Origin of the sequence: Halomonas sp. SSL-5 (genome assembly GCF_030708455.1) — a bacterium.
Lineage (GTDB): Bacteria > Pseudomonadota > Gammaproteobacteria > Pseudomonadales > Halomonadaceae > Halomonas.
Window position 1 is genome coordinate 72,320 of sequence record NZ_JAUYWF010000004.1, and the last position, 16,607, is coordinate 88,926.

Here is a 16,607-nt window from a genome sequence, read left to right on the forward strand (position 1 = left end):
GGGGGGTTCAGCGGCGGTGCTCGTGCGCCCCGCCGTTGCGACGCAGCCTGCGGACCAGGCCCATCAGGCTTCTGCCACTGACCATGCCCAGCAGGTAGATCACCACCAGCAGCAAGGCCAGGGGCAGCGACAGGCTCCAGGTCAGGAAGCGCACCTCCACCATCGCGATGTTCTGCACGAATAGGATCAGTACCAGTGCCGTGATGACCAGCTTCACGGCCAGCAGCAGCTTGTCCATGCCCACTCTCCTTTTGCTATCGGCCCTTCCAAGCTGGCCAGTACCCTGGCCGGTGTCAAGCAGCGCCCATGCCCTGGCAGGCGGCGAACCCTCGGCGCTCAGAACGTCGAGAGCCCGGTGGCCTCCATGATCCGGTAGCGCAGCCGCTGCCAGGCAGTGGCGTCGTCGAAGGCCGCGAAGGGCTCGCTGGTGGTGCGCTCGGGCGAGCTCTGCCAGCGCCGTTCGAAGAAGTCGCCGGTGTCGCGCAGCGCTGGCGCGGCGGTGGGACCGGCCAGGCGCACGCTGGTCTCCAGGTTGAGGTCGTCGAGGTTGCGCCGGGTGAAGTTGGCCGAGCCGAGGATCATCTCGGCCTCGCCGCCGTCGGCGGGCCGGCGCAGCAGCAGCTTGCTGTGGCACTGCTCGCCCCGAGTGGCGCACCAGCGCACCTCGATACCCGAGGCGACGAGTTCGCGGGCCACGGGCCGATTGGGGATGCCGCCCTTCTCCAGGCCGAAGGCATCGCGGTTGGGATCGAGCAGGGCGCGAACCCGCACCCCTCGCCCGCTGGCCGCCTGGAGTGCCTCGATCACCCCGCGATGGGCAAGATAGAACACCGCCAGGTCCAGCCGGTCGCCCTCGCCGCTGGCCGCGATGGCCGCCAGCAGGGCATCACGGATCGCCCCTTCGGTGAGCAGCTGAAGGCGCACGCCCCCTTCTGCCGGGGTCCGCGCGGGGGGCTCCGGCCCGGCAAGCGTCACGCCCGACCAGCCGGCCACCGCCCGCTCGGAGGCCAGCAGGTCGAGGGCCGCCGCCCCCTCGAAGCGCAGGCCGACGTTGCCGTGGAGGCTGCTGGCATCGTGGGGGTTGGCCGAGGTCACCAGCCCCACCCAGCCCTCGCCGCGATCCACCACCAGGGTCTTGCGGTGGTTGGCATTGAAGTTGAGCAGCGCCAGGTAGCTGCGCAGCGGTACCCGCCCCGGTCCCAGGGCATTGGGCAGCCAGCCCCCGTCGCTGCCGTTGCCGAGCCAGCGCGGCCCCAGATGCCAGACACCCGACCAGAGTGGGTTCGAAGCGCGCAGCCGGTTGAGATCGGTAATCACCACCCTGACACCGGCTTCGCGGAGGGCCTCGAGGTGTTCGAGCTCGAGCCCGCCATAGAGGGTGTTGAGCGGGTCGGTGATCATCACCGCCTCGAGGTCGGGGTAACGGCGTTTCTGTTCGATCAGGGCGTCGGTGAGCTCCGTGGAGAGCGGTCGGAACTCGCGGCCGTCGGCGGCGCCGGCGAAATCGTTGAACAGGAACATGTCGAGCACCACCAGGCGCCGGGCCTGGCCGATCAGCGCCAGCACCTCGTCGAAGATCTGCCGCCGGCTGTGCCGCTCGCCCGCGGGGCCATACCAGGTCTCATCGGCCAGGAAGCGGACCTCGCCGGCGGGGCGCTCCGGGAAGGCCCGGGAGACGTCGTCGGGCAACGGCTTGTAGCGCTGCCAGGCGCCCATGGCGCCCCAGGCCACCAGCAACGCCATCAGCAACCATGGCCACATTCGCCGCCTCCCCCGCCCCGGTTTCTGCCCGCCGTCCATGACACCCTCTGTCGGTCATGCCACCCCAACGGGCAGCGTCAACGGCCAGCATAGCGACAGGGGAGGCAAAAAGCAGTGCACCCGACCGAGGTCGGGTTCAAGCTGACCCGGTTCAGGGCCGTTTATTGCTGGCGGCCTGCCCGGCGACGACGCAGAATCAGGCGTGCCAGCCCCGCCAGGGAGGCCACGCCCAGGATGACGATCCCGAGCACGACCAGCATCGACGGGCTGCCGGTGTGGGCATGCACCGAGGGGGCACCATGCCCCGAGTGGGCCAGTATCGTAGTGGACGGCAGCATGGCGGCTGCCGAGAGTCCGGCGCGGTTGATGGAAGAGAGTCGAGTGTCCATGGAGGGGTCTCCCGGGTGAGGTAAATGATGGTTAGGGTCAGGCGGTAGCCGCTTCGGTCCGGCGATCCGGCGGCCGGCGATCCGGCGGCCGGCGATCCGGCAGCATGCCGCGGTCGAGGATGAAGCGGATGATCGCCTCCAGCCCGACGCCGTCGTAGAGGTTGGTGAACACGAAGGGACGCTCGCCACGCATCTTGCGGGAATCACGCTCCATCACCTCCAGTGAGGCGTGGACCTGCTCGGCGATATCGATCTTGTTGATGATCAGCAGGTCCGACTTGGTGATGCCGGGACCGCCCTTGCGGGGAATCTTGTCGCCGGCGGACACGTCGATCACGTAGAGGGTCAGATCCGACAGCTCGGGGCTGAAGGTGGCCGAGAGGTTGTCACCGCCGGACTCCACCAGTACCAGCTCCAGTCGCGGATGGCGCGCCTGCAGCTCGTCGATGGCGGCGAGATTCATGGAGGCGTCCTCGCGGATGGCGGTATGCGGACAGCCGCCCGTCTCCACGCCCAGGATGCGATCCGCCGAAAGGGCCTCGTGCTTGAGCAGGAAATCGGCATCCTCCCGGGTATAGATATCGTTGGTCACCACGGCGATATCATAGTGGTCACGCAGCGCCAGGCAGAGCTGCTTGAGCAGGGCCGTCTTGCCGGAGCCCACCGGGCCGCCGACGCCGATACGCAGGCAATGTGTCATCGTATTGTCTCCTAGCTTCTGAACAGTCGTGAGTACTGGGTCTCGTGCAGCGCACTGGCGAGCGCCAGGCCGGGCAGAATCGGGCCGAGCTCGTCATCCTGCAGACTCAAGGCCTGGTCCACGGCGCCGACCAGGGTCGGGCGGAGTCGTTCGACCAGACGCTGCGCCGCGGTATGCCCCAGCGGCAGAGCCTTGCAGGCCACCGCGAGCTGGTTCTCCAGCCAGGCCCAGCCGAAGCCCAGCATCGCCTGGCGTCTAGGGACGCCGCGAACATGGGCCGTCCAGGCGAATACGGTCAGGTAACCGGCACCAACTGGCAATGCCGGGGCCTCTGCTGAAACGCTGTTGGGTAACAGATCGAGACTGCCCAGCAGACGCGTGAGGGAAGCACCGAGACGGGCATCCTCGGCGGCCAGTTCGGCGGTCTCACGGTTGGCGGCCAACCAGTTATCCCACTCAGTCAGCGCGCCATCATCGCCCTCGCCCCAGGCCCCCATCAGGCGAGCCAGCACCGGCAGTTCGCAGCGGGTGAGGCCATCCTCCAGCACACCGTCCAGCCACTCGCCAAGGCTCGCCTCGTCGACCACCCAGCCCAGCTCGAAGGCGCTTTCCAGCCCCTGGGAGAAGGCGAAGGCGCCGATAGGCAGCGCCGGACTGACCAGTTGCATCAGGCCCAGCAGCGCCAGGTCGTCGCCCTGCCCGATGCCAGCCGGCTCACTGTGCATGGGTATGTTCATGAGGATGATCATGGTCGTGGTCGTGGTCGTGGTCGTGGTGCTCATGAGAAGCGCCATGGCCGAGCTGGGTATAGGCACCGGGCTCCGGGTCGAAGGGCGCTTCATGATGCTCGAGCGTCGCCCCCAGGCGTTCGGCCAGTTCCTCGAGTACATGGTCCGGCGGGAAGCGCACGAAGCCGCGCAGGCCGGATGACGCCTGGTCGTCTTCGCCAAGCGCCAGCTGCACATGGCGGTTACCCAGGTGGTAGGCGAGCCGGGCCAGAGGCAGCCCCGCCGCAATGCGGGCGGTGACCACCGGCTCCACGGCCGCATGCACGCGCACCACCTCACCGTTCTCGGCACACAGGCCCTCGCCATCGCGCAGCACAGGCCCGCGGTCCAGGAAGAGGCCAAGCTGGCGGCCAGAATCGCTGACCGCCTTGAGTCGTCCACGAATGCGCAGATCGAAAGGCAGGGTCAGGCTGTCATCCGCTTGGCTCGCCGCTATGGGCCCCAGGCGTTCGGTCAGTTTCAACATTGGAAAATCCCTCCTCCGTTATCTCGAGACGAGCACGCTTTGCCGTTGCTCAACGCTACCTGGCGGACACGCTGGCTCTCATGCAAAAGACGTCTCTTCGCCATTGTCATCAGAACAGGTGGTAACGCTGGGCCAGCGGCAGTTCTATCGCGGGCTCGCAGGTGAGCAACTCACCACCACAGCGCACCTCGTAGGTCTGGGGGTCGACGGTGAGTTCGGGACAGGCGTCGTTGAGTTTCATATCGCCCTTCCTGATCTGCCTGACATCGCGGCAGGCACTGAGGGTACTGCGTAGCCCCAACCGCTCACCGATGCCGGCCTCCAGTGCCGCCTGGCTGACGAAGCTCAGGCGGGTCTGGCTCGCCGCCCGGCCGAAGGCGCCGAACATATAACGGTAATGCACCGGCTGGGGTGTGGGGATCGAGGCGTTGGGATCCCCCATGGGGGCCGCCACGATCATGCCGCCCTTGAGGATCAAGGCCGGCTTGGTGCCGAAGAAGGCCGGCTTCCAGAGCACCAGGTCGGCCAGCTTGCCCACCTCGACGGAGCCCACCTCGTGGGCGATGCCGTGGGTGATGGCCGGGTTGATGGTGAACTTGGCGATGTAGCGCCTGGCGCGAAAGTTGTCGGCACCCAGGGCCTCGTCCTCGGGCAGCAGGCCACGCTGGACCTTCATCTTGTGGGCGGTCTGCCAGGTGCGGCACACCACCTCGCCGACGCGGCCCATGGCCTGGGAGTCCGAGGCGATCATCGAGATCACGCCCAGGTCATGCAGGATGTCCTCGGCGGCGATGGTCTCGCGGCGGATGCGCGAATCGGCGAAGGCAACGTCCTCGGGGATCCTGGGGTCGAGGTGGTGACAGACCATCAGCATGTCGAGGTGCTCATCGATGGTATTAACGGTGTAGGGCCGGGTTGGATTGGTCGACGAAGGCAGCACGTAATCCTTCGAGCAGGCGGTGATGATATCCGGCGCATGGCCCCCCCCGGCGCCCTCGGTATGGTAGGTGTGGATGCAGCGCTCCTTGAAGGCCGCCAGGGTATCCTCGACGAAGCCCGACTCGTTCAGGGTATCGGTATGGATCGCCACCTGGACGTCATACGCATCGGCAACGCCAAGGCAGTTGTCGATGGACGCCGGGGTGGTTCCCCAGTCCTCGTGGAGCTTGAGCCCCATGGCCCCTGCCTCGAGCTGGGCCTCCAGCGCCTCGGGCAGGCTGGCATTGCCCTTGCCGAGAAAGCCGATGTTCATCGGCATGTCGTCGACGGCCTGAAGCATCTTGCCGATATGCCACTCGCCTGGCGTACAGGTGGTGGCATTGGAGCCTGTCGCGGGGCCGGTACCGCCGCCCAGCATGGTAGTGACGCCGCTCATCAGCGCCTCTTCGACCTGCTGCGGGCAGATGAAGTGGATATGGGCATCGATACCTCCGGCGGTGAGGATCTTGCCCTCCCCGGCGATGATCTCGGTGCCGGGACCGATGACGATCTCCACGTCGGGCTGGGTATCCGGGTTGCCGGCCTTGCCGATGGCGGCGATGCGCCCCGCCTGGATGCCCACATCCGCCTTGACGATCCCCCACCAGTCGAGGATCAGGGCATTGGTGATCACGGTATCCATGACCGCATCATCGTGGCGCTGGCTCTGGCCCATGCCATCGCGAATCACCTTGCCACCGCCGAACTTGACCTCGTCGCCGTAGTGGGTGGCATCGCGCTCCACCTCGATCCACAGCTCGGTGTCCCCCAGGCGCACCCGGTCGCCCACCGTGGGGCCATACATGTCGGCGTAGGCCTGTCGTGAGATCTTCATTGGGAGTCGCCCTCCAGGCTGCCCATGACGGCACCGCGAAAGCCGTAGATATGGCGGCGGCCGACGTAGGGGATCAGCGTTACCTCGCGGCTCTGACCGGGCTCGAAGCGGATCGCGGTGCCGGCGGCCACGTCGAGGCGATAGCCGCGTGCCTTGTCGCGGTCGAACCGCAAGGCGGGGTTGGCCTCGGCGAAGTGGTAGTGCGAGCCGACCTGAATCGGCCGGTCGCCGGTATTGGCCACGGTGACGGTCATCCGCTCGCGACCCACGCAGAGTTCGATCTCGCCATCCTGCAACTGGTACTGTCCTGGAATCATTGGGCCGTGAATCATGGGGTCGACCTCCTTACACTATCGGCGAATGAACCGTGACCAGCTTGGTGCCGTCCGGAAAGGTCGCTTCGACCTGGACCTCGTCGACCATCTCGGCCACGCCCTCCATGACGTCATCGCGCGTCAGGATCTCGCGGCCGAAGCTCATGAGGTCAGCCACGGAGCGTCCGTCACGGGCACCCTCGAGGATCTCGAAGCTGATCAGCGCCACCGCCTCGGGGTAGTTGAGCTTCAGGCCACGGGCACGGCGACGCTCGGCCAACTGGGCCGCCGAGAACAGCAGCAACTTGTCCTTGTCTCTGGGGGTCAGTTCCATGTCGGAGTCTCCAGGCTATTGGGGGCATACCCCAGTCGTTCGGGTTGATGACTGATGGACTCGCCTCAGCCGGGATCAGGCCTAAATGGCTTCAGGTCAGCCAGATGCGCGGCGTATGAGCCGGCCATCCGATCAGCCGCGGCCGCAGGATTTCCCAGGCACGCCGACACAGCGCCCAGGCCTCGTTGCGTTCCTGGCCCAGATAGCGCAGCAGCAACACCCCGTGGCGAATCGTGACCGCCCAGCGGGTCGAGGCACCAAGCGTCTCGCGAAGGACCTCGACGGCCTCGCGTTCATCCTCGAGTCCCACCGCCCAGAGCGTGGCCTGCACCGTGGCCCCGCCCTGCCCCCAGCGCCCCAGGAAACGCGGGTGTGTCGGGTCGAGGGGCTGGCGTTCCAGCCACAGCGGCCGGCCATCGAGGGTCAGGCGGAAGCGCTGCTCGATGCGACCGCTCAGAAAGGGAAGCTGGCTGGCCGGTCGTCCCAGCGCCATCACCTCCCAGCCCAGGCAACGTGCCGCCCCGGAGAGCGCGATGGTGGTGCGCTGCTCCCCTCGGGAGCCATCAAAGGCTAGGGTCTCCTGGGGTAACCACTCGAGAATGCCGCCATCGGCCACCTCCAGGCGAGTCTGCTGATGCCAGGCCACCCCGTGGCTGTCGGCCTTGTAGAGCTTGTTCGCCGCCGGCGTGGTCAGCAGGGCATGGGCGCCAGGCTCGACGCGGGCCGAGATCGCCAGGGCATCGCCGCTGACCAGCCCACCCGGGGGATGCAGCAGGTAGGCATGGCAGGCGCCGCTGCGGCCTCGCGGATCGGCGCCTTCGGGGTGAAAGGTGCGCTGGACGCGTAGCGGGCCCAGATGACGGCACCGGGTCATGCGCGTCACTCCCTCACGGGCCTCGAAGCCCAGCGACAGCGACGCTGCCCAGTGGCGATCGGCATCGAAACGATGGCCGGAAACTGACGGCGACCGGGGATCCAGTGACGACGCGAAGGCGGTCATACCGTCAGGTGCTCCCTGATCAGCGCATCGGAGAGGGCATCGATGCCGCCCTCCGCCACTCGGCGCCCTCGATCGATGATGGCGAAGCGGTCGGCGAACCTGCGGGCGAAGGGCAGCTTCTGTTCCACCAGCAGTACCGTCAGTCCGTCCTCGCGGATCAGGCGACGGATCACCTCGCCGATCTGGGTGACGATATTGGGCTGGATGCCCTCACCGGGTTCGTCGAGGATCAGCAACCGCGGCTCGATCACCAGGGCACGGCCGATGGCCAGTTGCTGCTGCTGGCCACCGGACAGGTCACCGCCGCGCCGATGCTTCATCTCCTCGAGCACCGGAAAGAGCTCATGGATGCGCTCGGGGATCCGCTTGACGCCATCTCCCCTGGCGGCGAGCCCGGTTCTCAGGTTCTCCTCCACGGTGAGCAGCGGGAAGATCTGTCGCCCCTGGGGCACATAGCCAATACCCAGCCGCGAACGCTCCTCGATGGCCCGGCGACTGAGTTCGATATCGCCGGCATAGCGAATGCTGCCCGATGTGACCGCCACCTCTCCCATGATGGCCTTCATCAGGGTGGTCTTGCCCACCCCGTTGCGGCCCATGACGCAGGTGCACTCTCCCTCCGGCACCTCGAGGTCGAGATCCCAGAGGGTATGGCTCTGGCCGTATGACTGGTTGAGGGTGTCGATGGTCAGCATCAGGCGGCCTCCTCGTCGGGGTCGGCGCCCAGATAGACCTCGACGACCCTGGGGTCATGGGAGACCTGGTCCATGCTGCCCTCGGCCAGCACGCTGCCCTGGTGCAGCACCGTCACGGTTCGCGCGATGGAGCGCACGAAGCCCATGTCGTGCTCCACCACCACCACCGATTGCTTGCCCTTGCCGGCAAGGCCAGTCAGCAGCTCCGCGGTACGCTCCATCTCCTGCTCGGTCATGCCGGCCACCGGCTCGTCCACCAGCAACAGGCGCGGACGCTGCATCAGCAACATGCCGATCTCCAGCCATTGCTTCTGGCCGTGGGACAGGATGCCCGCGGGGCCATGATGCAGCTCCACCAGGCCGATGGTGACCAGCACCTCCTCGATGCGGTCGCGGATCTCGCCGCTCATGCGGGCGGTCAGCGTGGGCAGGATGCGCTTGTCGGCGGCCATGGCCAGCTCGAGGTTCTCGAAGACGGTCAGTGCCTCGAAGACCGTGGGTTTCTGGAACTTGCGCCCGATACCCAGGCTGGCGATCTCGGGCTCGCTCTTGACCAGCAGGTTGTGGCGACTGCCGAACCAGACCGAACCACTGTCGGGACGCGTCTTGCCGGTGATGATATCCATCATGGTGGTCTTGCCCGCCCCATTGGGGCCGATGATGCAACGCAGTTCGCCGTCTTCGATGGTCAGGTTGAGGTCATCGATGGCCTTGAAGCCGTCGAAGGTGACGCTCACGCCATCCAGGTAGAGGATCGGACCGTGGCGCACGTCCACGGGAGAGGTCGCGGGCACCAGGAAATCGAAGACGCGATCACGATCGGCCAGGGAGCTCAGAAAACTCATGGCATTGCCTCCTGAGATGTCGAGGAATCATCCTGGCGGGCAGGTTTGCGCCCGAGGCGATAGGACAACAGGCCGGCGACGCCCCGGGGCAGGAACACCGTGACCAGCACGAACATGCCGCCCAGGGCGAACAACCAGGCATCCGGCATCGCCCCGGTAAATACCGTCTTGGCGTAGTTGACCAGCAAGGCCCCGATGACCGCCCCATAGAGGGTGCCACGCCCCCCGAGGGCCACCCACAGCACGATCTCGATGGAGAAGATGGGCGAGAATTCACTGGGATTGATGATGCCGACCTGTGGCACATAGAGCGCGCCGGCCACCCCGGCGAGCATCGCCGAGACCACGAAGACGAAGAGCTGGAAGCGTTCGACCCGGTAGCCAAGGAAGCGCGTTCGCGCCTCGGCATCACGACAGGCGACACTGACCCGGCCGAGCTTGCTGGCCACGATCGCTCGGCACAGCACATAGCCCAGCGCCAGCGCCAGGCCGGTGGCCACGAAGAGTCCCAGGCGGGTGGCATCGGTGCGCAGATCGAAACCCAGCAACTCACGAAAGTCTGTCAGGCCGTTGTTGCCGCCGAAGCCCATCTCGTTGCGGAAGAACGCCAGCATCAGGGCGAAGGTCATGGCCTGGGTGATGATCGACAGGTAGACACCGGTCACGCGCGAACGGAAGGCCAGGAAGCCGAACACCAACGCCAGGGCCCCCGGCACCAGCATGACCATCAGGAAGGCGAACCCGGGAATGTCGAAGCCGAGCCAGTACCAGGGCAGGCTGTCCCAGTTCAGGAAGACCATGAAATCCGGCAGGACAGGATCGCCATAGGTACCCCGGTCGCCGATCTGGCGCATCAGGTACATGCCCATGGCATAGCCGCCCAGGGCGAAGAAGGCCCCGTGGCCCAGGCTCAAGATGCCCAGATATCCCCATACCAGATCCACCGCCACGGCCAGCAAGGCATAGCTGAGGTACTTGCCGAGCAGGGTCACGGTGTAGGCCGAGACATGCAGGGGATGCCCCGCGGGAACGGCCAGGTGGAATACCGTCACCAGCGCCAGGCAGGCGAGCAGCACGCCCAGGAAGCGGCGGGTCGCTCTCTCATTGAAGGGTTGCAATAGCCACATAGCGATCTAGCCCTCCGCCGCACGGCCCTTCTGCGGAAAGAGTCCGCGGGGGCGCTTCTGGATGAACAGGATGATGAAGACGAGCACGATGATCTTGGCCAGCACGGCCCCGGCCCAGGGTTCGAGGACCTGGTTGATCACGCCCAGCGACAGGCCCGCCACCAGGGTGCCCCACAGGTTCCCCACGCCGCCGAAGACCACCACCATGAAGGAGTCGATGATGTAGTTCTGGCCGAGGTTGGGCCCCACATTGGTGAGCTGGGAGAGCGCCACGCCGGCCAGGCCGGCCACCCCGGAGCCCAGCGCGAAGGTCAGGATGTCCACTCGCGTCGCGCGGATACCCATGCAGCGCGCCATGGCCCGGTTCTGGGTCACCGCCCGCACCTCCAGGCCCAGGCGGGTACGACGCATCACCAGCATCAGGCAGGCGAAAACCACCAGGGCGAAGCCGAGCACGAAGAGGCGATTGAGAGTCAGCGAGAGCCCCTCGTTGATCATCAAGGAGCCACTCATCCAGTCCGGCGAGACCACGCTGCGGTTCTGCGGGGAGATGACGGTGCGCACCAGCTGCTGCAGGATCAGGCTGACGCCGAAGGTCGCCAGCAGGGTCTCCAGGGGACGCCCCTTGAGAAACTGGATGACGCCACGCTCGATGGCGATGCCGGCCAGCGCCGCCACCAGGAAGCCCGCGGGAATCGACACCACCAGTGCCAGGCCAGGCTGACCGGGCAACAACTGCTGCATGGCCCAGGTGGTATAGGCACCGAGCATGATCAGCTCGCCATGGGCCATGTTGATCACCCCCATGACGCCGAAGGTGATGGCCAGGCCGATGGCGGCAAGCACCAGAACCGAGCCCAGCGATAGCCCGAAATAGAGGGTCTCGAGCCCCCGGTTGAGCTTCATCTTCTGCTCGATATCGGCCAGCGCCGCCATGGCGGCATCGGCGAGGTCGGGATCATCGCTGCGCGCGGCCGAGCTGAGAGCGGCACGCACACGGCCGTTGAGGCTGCCCTCCAGCTCGGTGATGGCAGCAATCTCGCCCTCGTCGAGGCGATGAATCGCCAGGGCCTGCTCGAGCAGACGGCGAACCTCGGCATCGTCTTCACCGGCGACCAGGTCGCGTAGCGGCTCGACCATGGCCGCATCCACGCTTCCCAGCAGCTCGCGGGCCGCTTCGCGACGATCGCCGGCATCATCCTTGTAAAGGTCGAGCACGGCCAGGGCACTCTGCAGCTGGCCGCGCAGGGCATTGTTGATGCCTATACGGTCCAGGTCCCGGCGAGACATCTCGCCGGCCCCCTCGAGGCTCAGTGCATCGACCACCGGCCAGTTGCGACCGCGGTTCTCGAGCACGATGACGAAGCCACCGCCGTCCTTGTGGCGTTGCAGCTTGCCGTCCAGCAACGCCTCGAGCCAGCGGCGGCTGCGCTCATCGCCACTGGCGATGATGGCCTCGATGGCCTCGCCCTTTTCGGCGTAGGAATCGGCGGCAATGGATTCCAGCAGGGCCTGGCCGGGATCATCCTGCGCCTGGGCGGCCAGTGGCAGGCCGATCAACAGGCAGAGGCACAGCAGGCCCGGCAGGAGACGTGGCAGCATCCTCATGGGCATATCCTGTAGGGGATGGGGAGTTGGCGTGTCTCGGGCAACCACCGGACCAGCTCACCGGCCCGGTGGAGGTTGACGAGGCTTACTCGGCTGCCGCCTGGCCGCCACCACAACGCCCCTGGACGACGTCGTAGTTGCCACACTCCATCGGCTTGCGCCAATCGCTGATCAGGTCACGGGAGCCCTCCAGGTAGTCCGACCAGGCATCACCCGCCACGGTGGAGGGAGTCTCCCAGACGATGGAGAACTGGCCATTGTCCTGGATCTCGCCGATCAGCACCGGTTTGGTGATGTGGTGGTTGGGCATCATCGCCGCATAGCCACCGGTCAGGTTCGGCACGCTGACGCCGATGATTGCCTCCTTGACCGCGTCCACCTCGGTGGTACCGGCCTTGCGCACCGCCTCGGCCCACATGTTGAAGCCGATGTAGTGGGCCTCCATGGGGTCGTTGGTCACCGCCATCTCGTCGCCGGTGTACTCGATCCAGGCGTCGATGAAGTCGTAATTGGCGTCGCTGTCGACGCTCATGAAGTAGTTCCAGGCCGCCAGGTGCCCAACCAGCGGTGCGGTATCGATGCCGGTCAACTCCTGCTCGCCCACCGAGAAGGCCACGACCGGGATATCGGCGGCGCTGATGCCCTGGTTGCCCAGTTCACGATAGAAAGGGACGTTGGCGTCGCCATTGATGGTCGAGACCACCGCGGTCTTCTTGCCCTGACTGCCGAAGTCCTTGATCTCGGAGACGATGTTCTGCCAGTCCGAGTGACCGAAGGGCGTGTAGTTGATCATGATGTCGTCGTCGGCCACCCCGTGTGACTTGAGGTAGGCATCGAGGATCTTGTTGGTAGTGCGCGGATACACATAATCCGTGCCGGCCAGTACCCAACGCTCCACCCCGACATCGTTCATCAGGTAATTGACAGCGGGAATCGCCTGCTGGTTGGGGGCCGCGCCGGTATAGAAGACGTTCTCGGAGGACTCCTCGCCCTCGTACTGCACCGGGTAGAAGAGCAGCCCGTTGAGTTCCTCGATTACCGGCAGCACCGACTTGCGCGACACCGAGGTCCAGTTGCCGAAGATGACGTCGACTTCCTCCTGGGCCAGCAGCTCGCGAGCCTTCTCGGCGAACAGCGGCCAGTCCGATGCCGGGTCCACCACCACCGCTTCCAGCTGACGACCCAGTAGACCGCCCGCGGTGTTCTGCTGCTCGATCAGCATCTCGACGGTGTCCTTGAGGACCGTTTCGCTGATTGCCATGGTGCCGGAGAGTGAGTGCAGGACACCCACCTTGATCGGCTCTTCCTGAGCCAGGGCGGGTGTGGAGAAGGCCAGGCCCAGCAGCGGGAGAGCCAGCCAGCGAGGTTTGGAATAGCGGGATGACGGGGTCATGGGAACTCCTTGCGATCGATGTTGTTGTCGATGAGTCCTCACGGGAGACCATCGCAAGATGTCTCTCGGTACTCTGCAAGGGATTCAGCAAGGGTTGTGCCAGACTGGCAATATGGAGGTTTTTTCCTTCTTATTCAGTAGATTGTAGTAACACCAACGAGACCGCGAATGCCCCACCAGGCGATGTTCTGGTGCAATAGCCGCCCGGCCCTGCCCCAGGATCGTCTGCTTGACTGGTGCAGCGCACCGATGTGACGCAGGAGGGCCAACACACAATACGGGGGCACCGGCTGGACCGGCGCCCCCGCTGGGCAGGTATGTTGAGAGAGGTTCAGTCGCCTTCGGGACCGCCCGTGCCGGTGGTCACCTTCATGCGCCGACGCAGGAGGGGACCGACGACATAGGGCAGGATCAGCCCCAGGCCGGCGAACAGCCACAGGCCGATGGCCAGGCCGCTGTCCCACAGGATGGTCCAGTCGCCGTCGGAGATGTCCATGGCGTGGCGCAGATTCTTCTCCATCTCCGGCCCAAGCAGCAGGCCGAGGATGACCGGCACCAGCGGGATCTCCAGCTTGCGGAAGATATAGCCGGCGACGCCGAAGGCGACCATGAAATAGAGATCGAAGGTGGTATTGCTGATCGAGTAGATCCCCACGAAGGCGATCATGGTAACGATCGGCAGCAGGAACATCGGCGGCACCGAGAGCAGCTTCACGAAGATACCCACCAGCGGGATGTTCAGCAGCAGCAGCAGGAAGTTACCGATCAGCAGCGCCGCGATCACGCCCCAGACAATGTCGGCATTCTGGGTGAACATCAGCGGGCCGGGGGTGATATTGAGCGAGATCAACAGCGCCAGCAGCACCGCCGTGGTGCCGCTGCCCGGCACCCCCAGCGTCAGCATGGGCACCAGCGCACCGCTGGAGGCCCCGTTGTTGCCGGCTTCGGGACCCGCCACGCCGCGCGGATCGCCCTGGCCGAAGTACCCCTTCTTGCCCACCACCTTCTTCTCGAGGGTATAGCCGATGAAGCTGCCCAGGGAGGCGCCCGCACCGGGCAGCACGCCGGCGATGAAGCCCAGCACCCCGCCGCGCAGGCTCGACGGCAGGATATTGCGGATATCGGCCCACTTCAGCGACAGCTTGTTGACGGTCATCTTCTCCTTGCCGCCGCCGGCACGCTCCTCGATGAAGAACAGCAGCTCGGAGATGGCGAACAGGCCGACGATGGCGATGATGAAGTCCACGCCCTCGTAGAGCTCCAGCACCCCGAAGGTATAGCGCTGCACCCCGGTGTTGTCGATGCCCATGGTGGCGATCATCAGGCCGATGCAGGCCGCCACCACGGTCTTCATCGGGTTCTTGCCGGTGATCCCGCCCAGGGTGGCGAAAGCCAGCAGGAAGAGCGCGAAGTACTCGGCGGGGCCGAAGGTCAGGGCGAACTTCGCCAGCACCGGGGCGAGCAGGATCAGCCCGATGGTGGCCACCAGGCTGCCGATGAAGGAGGCCACGGCGGAGATCGCCAGGGCCTCCGCCGCCTTGCCCTGCTGGGCCATGGGATAGCCATCCAGGCAGGTCATCATGGCCGGCTCATCGCCGGGGATATTGAGCAGGATCGACGAGATCCGCCCGCCATACATGGCCCCGGCATAGACCGAGGTGAGCATGATCAATGCGGTCTCAGGCGCCAGGCCCAGGGTGAAGGCCAGCGGGATGAGGATGGCCACCCCGTTGGCCGGGCCCAGGCCCGGGAGCGCGCCGATCAGGGTACCCAGGAAGGCCCCGAGCAGCGCAAACATCAGGTTATGGGGCGCCAGCGCCACCCCGAAGCCGTCGATCAGGTAGCCGAGGGTCTCCATCAGCCCACCTCCAGGAAGGAAAGCACGCCCAGCGGCAAGGCCAGATCAAGGGCGAAATTGAACAGCAGGAATACCACCACCCCCGATGCCGCGCCGGTCAGGTAGGCTCGCACCGGCGCCGACCCCATGCGCCAGCACAGGGTGCCCACCGCCAGGGTGGTGCTGAGGATGAAACCCAACGGCTGCAGCAGCGCCGCATAGAGCACCAGCACCACCACGGCGATCAACAGCTCGATGCCGGTGCGGCTCCAGGGCCAGGCGTTGTCGGGGTCCGGACGCACGATGAGATACAGGCTGGAGAGGACCAGTACCACCGAGAGCAGCAGCGGGAAGGTCTCGGGACCCACCGCCTCGCTGCCGCCGAAGGGGGCGGGGAGCTGAGTGGCGCCCCAGCCGTACGCGACGGCCAGGACGATCAGCAGGATGCCGAAGATACGATCATTCATGGTGGTCACTGGATCAGCCCGATGTCCTTGGAAAGCTGCTCGATATCGGCGATCTGCTCCTTGACGAAGGTCTCGAACTCACCGGCGGTCATGTGGAACGGCATCAGGCCGTTGCTGGTCATCAGCGCCTTCCACTCATCGCTGGCATAGACGGTATCCATGGCATCGATCCAGTACTGGCGCGACTCGTCGGAGATATCGGCGGGCATGTAGAAGCCGCGCCAGTTGGGGCCCAGCGCCTCGATACCCTGCTCGGTGGCGGTGGGGATGTGGTTGAAGTCGCCCGGCAGGCGCTCTTCCGCGAGCACCGCCAGCACGCGCAGGTCACCGGAATCCATGAAGCCCTGAGCCTCGGAGATATCGCCGGTGAAGGCATCGACGTGGCCACCGACGACCTGGGTCATGGCCTCGCCGCCGTTGTTGTAGGAGAGGTAGGGGATGCGCGGCAGCTCGTCGACCCCGGCCGCATCGGCGGTGATCAGCACCTTGAGGTGGTCCCAGCCGCCCTTGGCGCTGCCGCCGGCAAACTTGACGCTGCGTGGATCCTCGTCGATGGCCTCCATGAGCGCCGGCAGGTCCTGGTACTCGGAATCGGCCGACACGGCGATCACGCCATAGTCGGCGCCCAGCGCCCCGATCCAGTTGACCATGTCGGCGTTCATGCCGGGAAACTGGCCCTGGGCCAGGCGCGTGGTGGTGGCGGTCGAGGCGGCCACCAGCAGCTGCTCATCACCGGCGCGCTTGCTCACCACATGAGCATAGGCCACCCCACCACCGGCGCCGGCCATGTTGATGGTCTGGACGTTACCCGGCACCAGGTCCAGTTCCTGGAGCACGTTACCCACGCTGCGGCAGGTGAAGTCCCAGCCACCGCCGGGGTCCGACGGCGCGATGCATTCGACCTTGCCCTGGGGCTCGAAGGCCATGACGCCGCCGGCACTCACGGTGAGCGCGGCGACGGCAACCAGCTTGAGAGGCGTCTTGATCGACATGGTGATGTCCTCGTTTGTTATGAGTGATGTTGAAGGGCAGGACCGGCGGCCTTGCCGAGTGCTTTCAACTGGCTTACA

General features: G+C 65.9%; 18 protein-coding genes. All 18 read right to left on the bottom strand.

Features of this window, described 5'->3' with window-relative positions:
* Positions 1 to 7: 7 nt before the first annotated feature.
* Entirely contained in the window at positions 8 to 238 is a 231-nt protein-coding gene (locus RAN53_RS05620; RefSeq protein WP_305795839.1) for a lipopolysaccharide assembly protein LapA domain-containing protein, read from the bottom strand.
* Positions 239 to 336: 98 nt separating this feature from the next.
* A complete protein-coding gene (locus RAN53_RS05625) occupies positions 337 to 1,761 on the bottom strand; it encodes a phospholipase D family protein (protein ID WP_305795840.1) in 1,425 nt (474 codons plus the stop codon).
* 161 nt (positions 1,762 to 1,922) lie between these two features.
* Complete coding sequence (locus RAN53_RS05630) at positions 1,923 to 2,150, bottom strand: hypothetical protein (RefSeq protein WP_305795841.1); 228 nt, start codon at positions 2,148 to 2,150, stop codon at positions 1,923 to 1,925.
* A 37-nt stretch (positions 2,151 to 2,187) separates the two neighbouring features.
* The gene (gene ureG / locus RAN53_RS05635; RefSeq protein WP_305795842.1) at positions 2,188 to 2,850 is read right to left on the bottom strand and encodes an urease accessory protein UreG; all 663 of its coding nucleotides are present in this window, start codon (positions 2,848 to 2,850) and stop codon (positions 2,188 to 2,190) included.
* Between the two features lie 11 nt (positions 2,851 to 2,861).
* Entirely contained in the window at positions 2,862 to 3,575 is a 714-nt protein-coding gene (locus tag RAN53_RS05640; protein ID WP_305796072.1) for an urease accessory protein UreF, read from the bottom strand.
* Complete coding sequence (gene ureE / locus RAN53_RS05645) at positions 3,565 to 4,104, bottom strand: urease accessory protein UreE (RefSeq protein WP_305795843.1); 540 nt, start codon at positions 4,102 to 4,104, stop codon at positions 3,565 to 3,567. Before ureE ends, RAN53_RS05640 begins: the two co-directional genes overlap by 11 nt.
* Before the next feature lie 109 nt (positions 4,105 to 4,213).
* On the bottom strand, positions 4,214 to 5,917 hold the full coding sequence (gene ureC, locus RAN53_RS05650) for an urease subunit alpha (RefSeq protein WP_305795844.1): 1,704 nt from the start codon (positions 5,915 to 5,917) through the stop codon (positions 4,214 to 4,216).
* Positions 5,914 to 6,234: an urease subunit beta gene (locus RAN53_RS05655; protein ID WP_305796073.1), complete on the bottom strand. Its 321-nt coding sequence runs from the start codon at positions 6,232 to 6,234 to the stop codon at positions 5,914 to 5,916. Before RAN53_RS05655 ends, ureC begins: the two co-directional genes overlap by 4 nt.
* Before the next feature lie 28 nt (positions 6,235 to 6,262).
* Positions 6,263 to 6,565: an urease subunit gamma gene (locus tag RAN53_RS05660; protein WP_305795845.1), complete on the bottom strand. Its 303-nt coding sequence runs from the start codon at positions 6,563 to 6,565 to the stop codon at positions 6,263 to 6,265.
* A gap of 91 nt (positions 6,566 to 6,656) precedes the next feature.
* Entirely contained in the window at positions 6,657 to 7,565 is a 909-nt protein-coding gene (locus RAN53_RS05665; protein ID WP_305795846.1) for an urease accessory protein UreD, read from the bottom strand.
* Positions 7,562 to 8,260: an urea ABC transporter ATP-binding subunit UrtE gene (urtE, locus tag RAN53_RS05670; RefSeq protein WP_305795847.1), complete on the bottom strand. Its 699-nt coding sequence runs from the start codon at positions 8,258 to 8,260 to the stop codon at positions 7,562 to 7,564. Before urtE ends, RAN53_RS05665 begins: the two co-directional genes overlap by 4 nt.
* Positions 8,260 to 9,105 carry an urea ABC transporter ATP-binding protein UrtD gene (urtD, locus tag RAN53_RS05675; RefSeq protein ID WP_305795848.1) on the bottom strand — a complete coding sequence of 282 codons (846 nt, stop codon included), beginning with the start codon at positions 9,103 to 9,105 and terminating at the stop codon, positions 8,260 to 8,262. Before urtD ends, urtE begins: the two co-directional genes overlap by 1 nt.
* On the bottom strand, positions 9,102 to 10,232 hold the full coding sequence (gene urtC / locus RAN53_RS05680) for an urea ABC transporter permease subunit UrtC (RefSeq protein WP_305795849.1): 1,131 nt from the start codon (positions 10,230 to 10,232) through the stop codon (positions 9,102 to 9,104). Before urtC ends, urtD begins: the two co-directional genes overlap by 4 nt.
* Positions 10,233 to 10,238: 6 nt before the next feature.
* A complete protein-coding gene (urtB, locus tag RAN53_RS05685; RefSeq protein ID WP_305795850.1) occupies positions 10,239 to 11,840 on the bottom strand; it encodes an urea ABC transporter permease subunit UrtB in 1,602 nt (533 codons plus the stop codon).
* Positions 11,841 to 11,925: 85 nt separating this feature from the next.
* On the bottom strand, positions 11,926 to 13,233 hold the full coding sequence (urtA, locus tag RAN53_RS05690; protein ID WP_305795851.1) for an urea ABC transporter substrate-binding protein: 1,308 nt from the start codon (positions 13,231 to 13,233) through the stop codon (positions 11,926 to 11,928).
* A gap of 331 nt (positions 13,234 to 13,564) precedes the next feature.
* Positions 13,565 to 15,091 carry a tripartite tricarboxylate transporter permease gene (locus tag RAN53_RS05695; RefSeq protein ID WP_305795852.1) on the bottom strand — a complete coding sequence of 509 codons (1,527 nt, stop codon included), beginning with the start codon at positions 15,089 to 15,091 and terminating at the stop codon, positions 13,565 to 13,567.
* Positions 15,091 to 15,537, bottom strand: coding sequence for a tripartite tricarboxylate transporter TctB family protein (locus tag RAN53_RS05700; RefSeq protein ID WP_305795853.1), 447 nt, complete (start codon positions 15,535 to 15,537; stop codon positions 15,091 to 15,093). Before RAN53_RS05700 ends, RAN53_RS05695 begins: the two co-directional genes overlap by 1 nt.
* Positions 15,538 to 15,542: 5 nt before the next feature.
* Positions 15,543 to 16,529, bottom strand: coding sequence for a Bug family tripartite tricarboxylate transporter substrate binding protein (locus RAN53_RS05705; RefSeq protein ID WP_305795854.1), 987 nt, complete (start codon positions 16,527 to 16,529; stop codon positions 15,543 to 15,545).
* Between the last annotated feature and the right edge of the window lie 78 nt (positions 16,530 to 16,607).

What these genes read in the sequence shown, in the direction of transcription:
- RAN53_RS05620 (WP_305795839.1), bottom strand. Translation starts at nt 238, where the DNA reads ATGGACAAGCTGCTGCTGGCCGTGAAGCTGGTCATCACGGCACTGGTA.
- RAN53_RS05625 (WP_305795840.1), bottom strand. Translation starts at nt 1,761, where the DNA reads ATGTGGCCATGGTTGCTGATGGCGTTGCTGGTGGCCTGGGGCGCCATG.
- RAN53_RS05630 (WP_305795841.1), bottom strand. Translation starts at nt 2,150, where the DNA reads ATGGACACTCGACTCTCTTCCATCAACCGCGCCGGACTCTCGGCAGCC.
- ureG (WP_305795842.1), bottom strand. Translation starts at nt 2,850, where the DNA reads ATGACACATTGCCTGCGTATCGGCGTCGGCGGCCCGGTGGGCTCCGGC.
- RAN53_RS05640 (WP_305796072.1), bottom strand. Translation starts at nt 3,575, where the DNA reads ATGCACAGTGAGCCGGCTGGCATCGGGCAGGGCGACGACCTGGCGCTG.
- ureE (WP_305795843.1), bottom strand. Translation starts at nt 4,104, where the DNA reads ATGTTGAAACTGACCGAACGCCTGGGGCCCATAGCGGCGAGCCAAGCG.
- ureC (WP_305795844.1), bottom strand. Translation starts at nt 5,917, where the DNA reads ATGAAGATCTCACGACAGGCCTACGCCGACATGTATGGCCCCACGGTG.
- RAN53_RS05655 (WP_305796073.1), bottom strand. Translation starts at nt 6,234, where the DNA reads ATGATTCCAGGACAGTACCAGTTGCAGGATGGCGAGATCGAACTCTGC.
- RAN53_RS05660 (WP_305795845.1), bottom strand. Translation starts at nt 6,565, where the DNA reads ATGGAACTGACCCCCAGAGACAAGGACAAGTTGCTGCTGTTCTCGGCG.
- RAN53_RS05665 (WP_305795846.1), bottom strand. Translation starts at nt 7,565, where the DNA reads ATGACCGCCTTCGCGTCGTCACTGGATCCCCGGTCGCCGTCAGTTTCC.
- urtE (WP_305795847.1), bottom strand. Translation starts at nt 8,260, where the DNA reads ATGCTGACCATCGACACCCTCAACCAGTCATACGGCCAGAGCCATACC.
- urtD (WP_305795848.1), bottom strand. Translation starts at nt 9,105, where the DNA reads ATGAGTTTTCTGAGCTCCCTGGCCGATCGTGATCGCGTCTTCGATTTC.
- urtC (WP_305795849.1), bottom strand. Translation starts at nt 10,232, where the DNA reads ATGTGGCTATTGCAACCCTTCAATGAGAGAGCGACCCGCCGCTTCCTG.
- urtB (WP_305795850.1), bottom strand. Translation starts at nt 11,840, where the DNA reads ATGAGGATGCTGCCACGTCTCCTGCCGGGCCTGCTGTGCCTCTGCCTG.
- urtA (WP_305795851.1), bottom strand. Translation starts at nt 13,233, where the DNA reads ATGACCCCGTCATCCCGCTATTCCAAACCTCGCTGGCTGGCTCTCCCG.
- RAN53_RS05695 (WP_305795852.1), bottom strand. Translation starts at nt 15,091, where the DNA reads ATGGAGACCCTCGGCTACCTGATCGACGGCTTCGGGGTGGCGCTGGCG.
- RAN53_RS05700 (WP_305795853.1), bottom strand. Translation starts at nt 15,537, where the DNA reads ATGAATGATCGTATCTTCGGCATCCTGCTGATCGTCCTGGCCGTCGCG.
- RAN53_RS05705 (WP_305795854.1), bottom strand. Translation starts at nt 16,529, where the DNA reads ATGTCGATCAAGACGCCTCTCAAGCTGGTTGCCGTCGCCGCGCTCACC.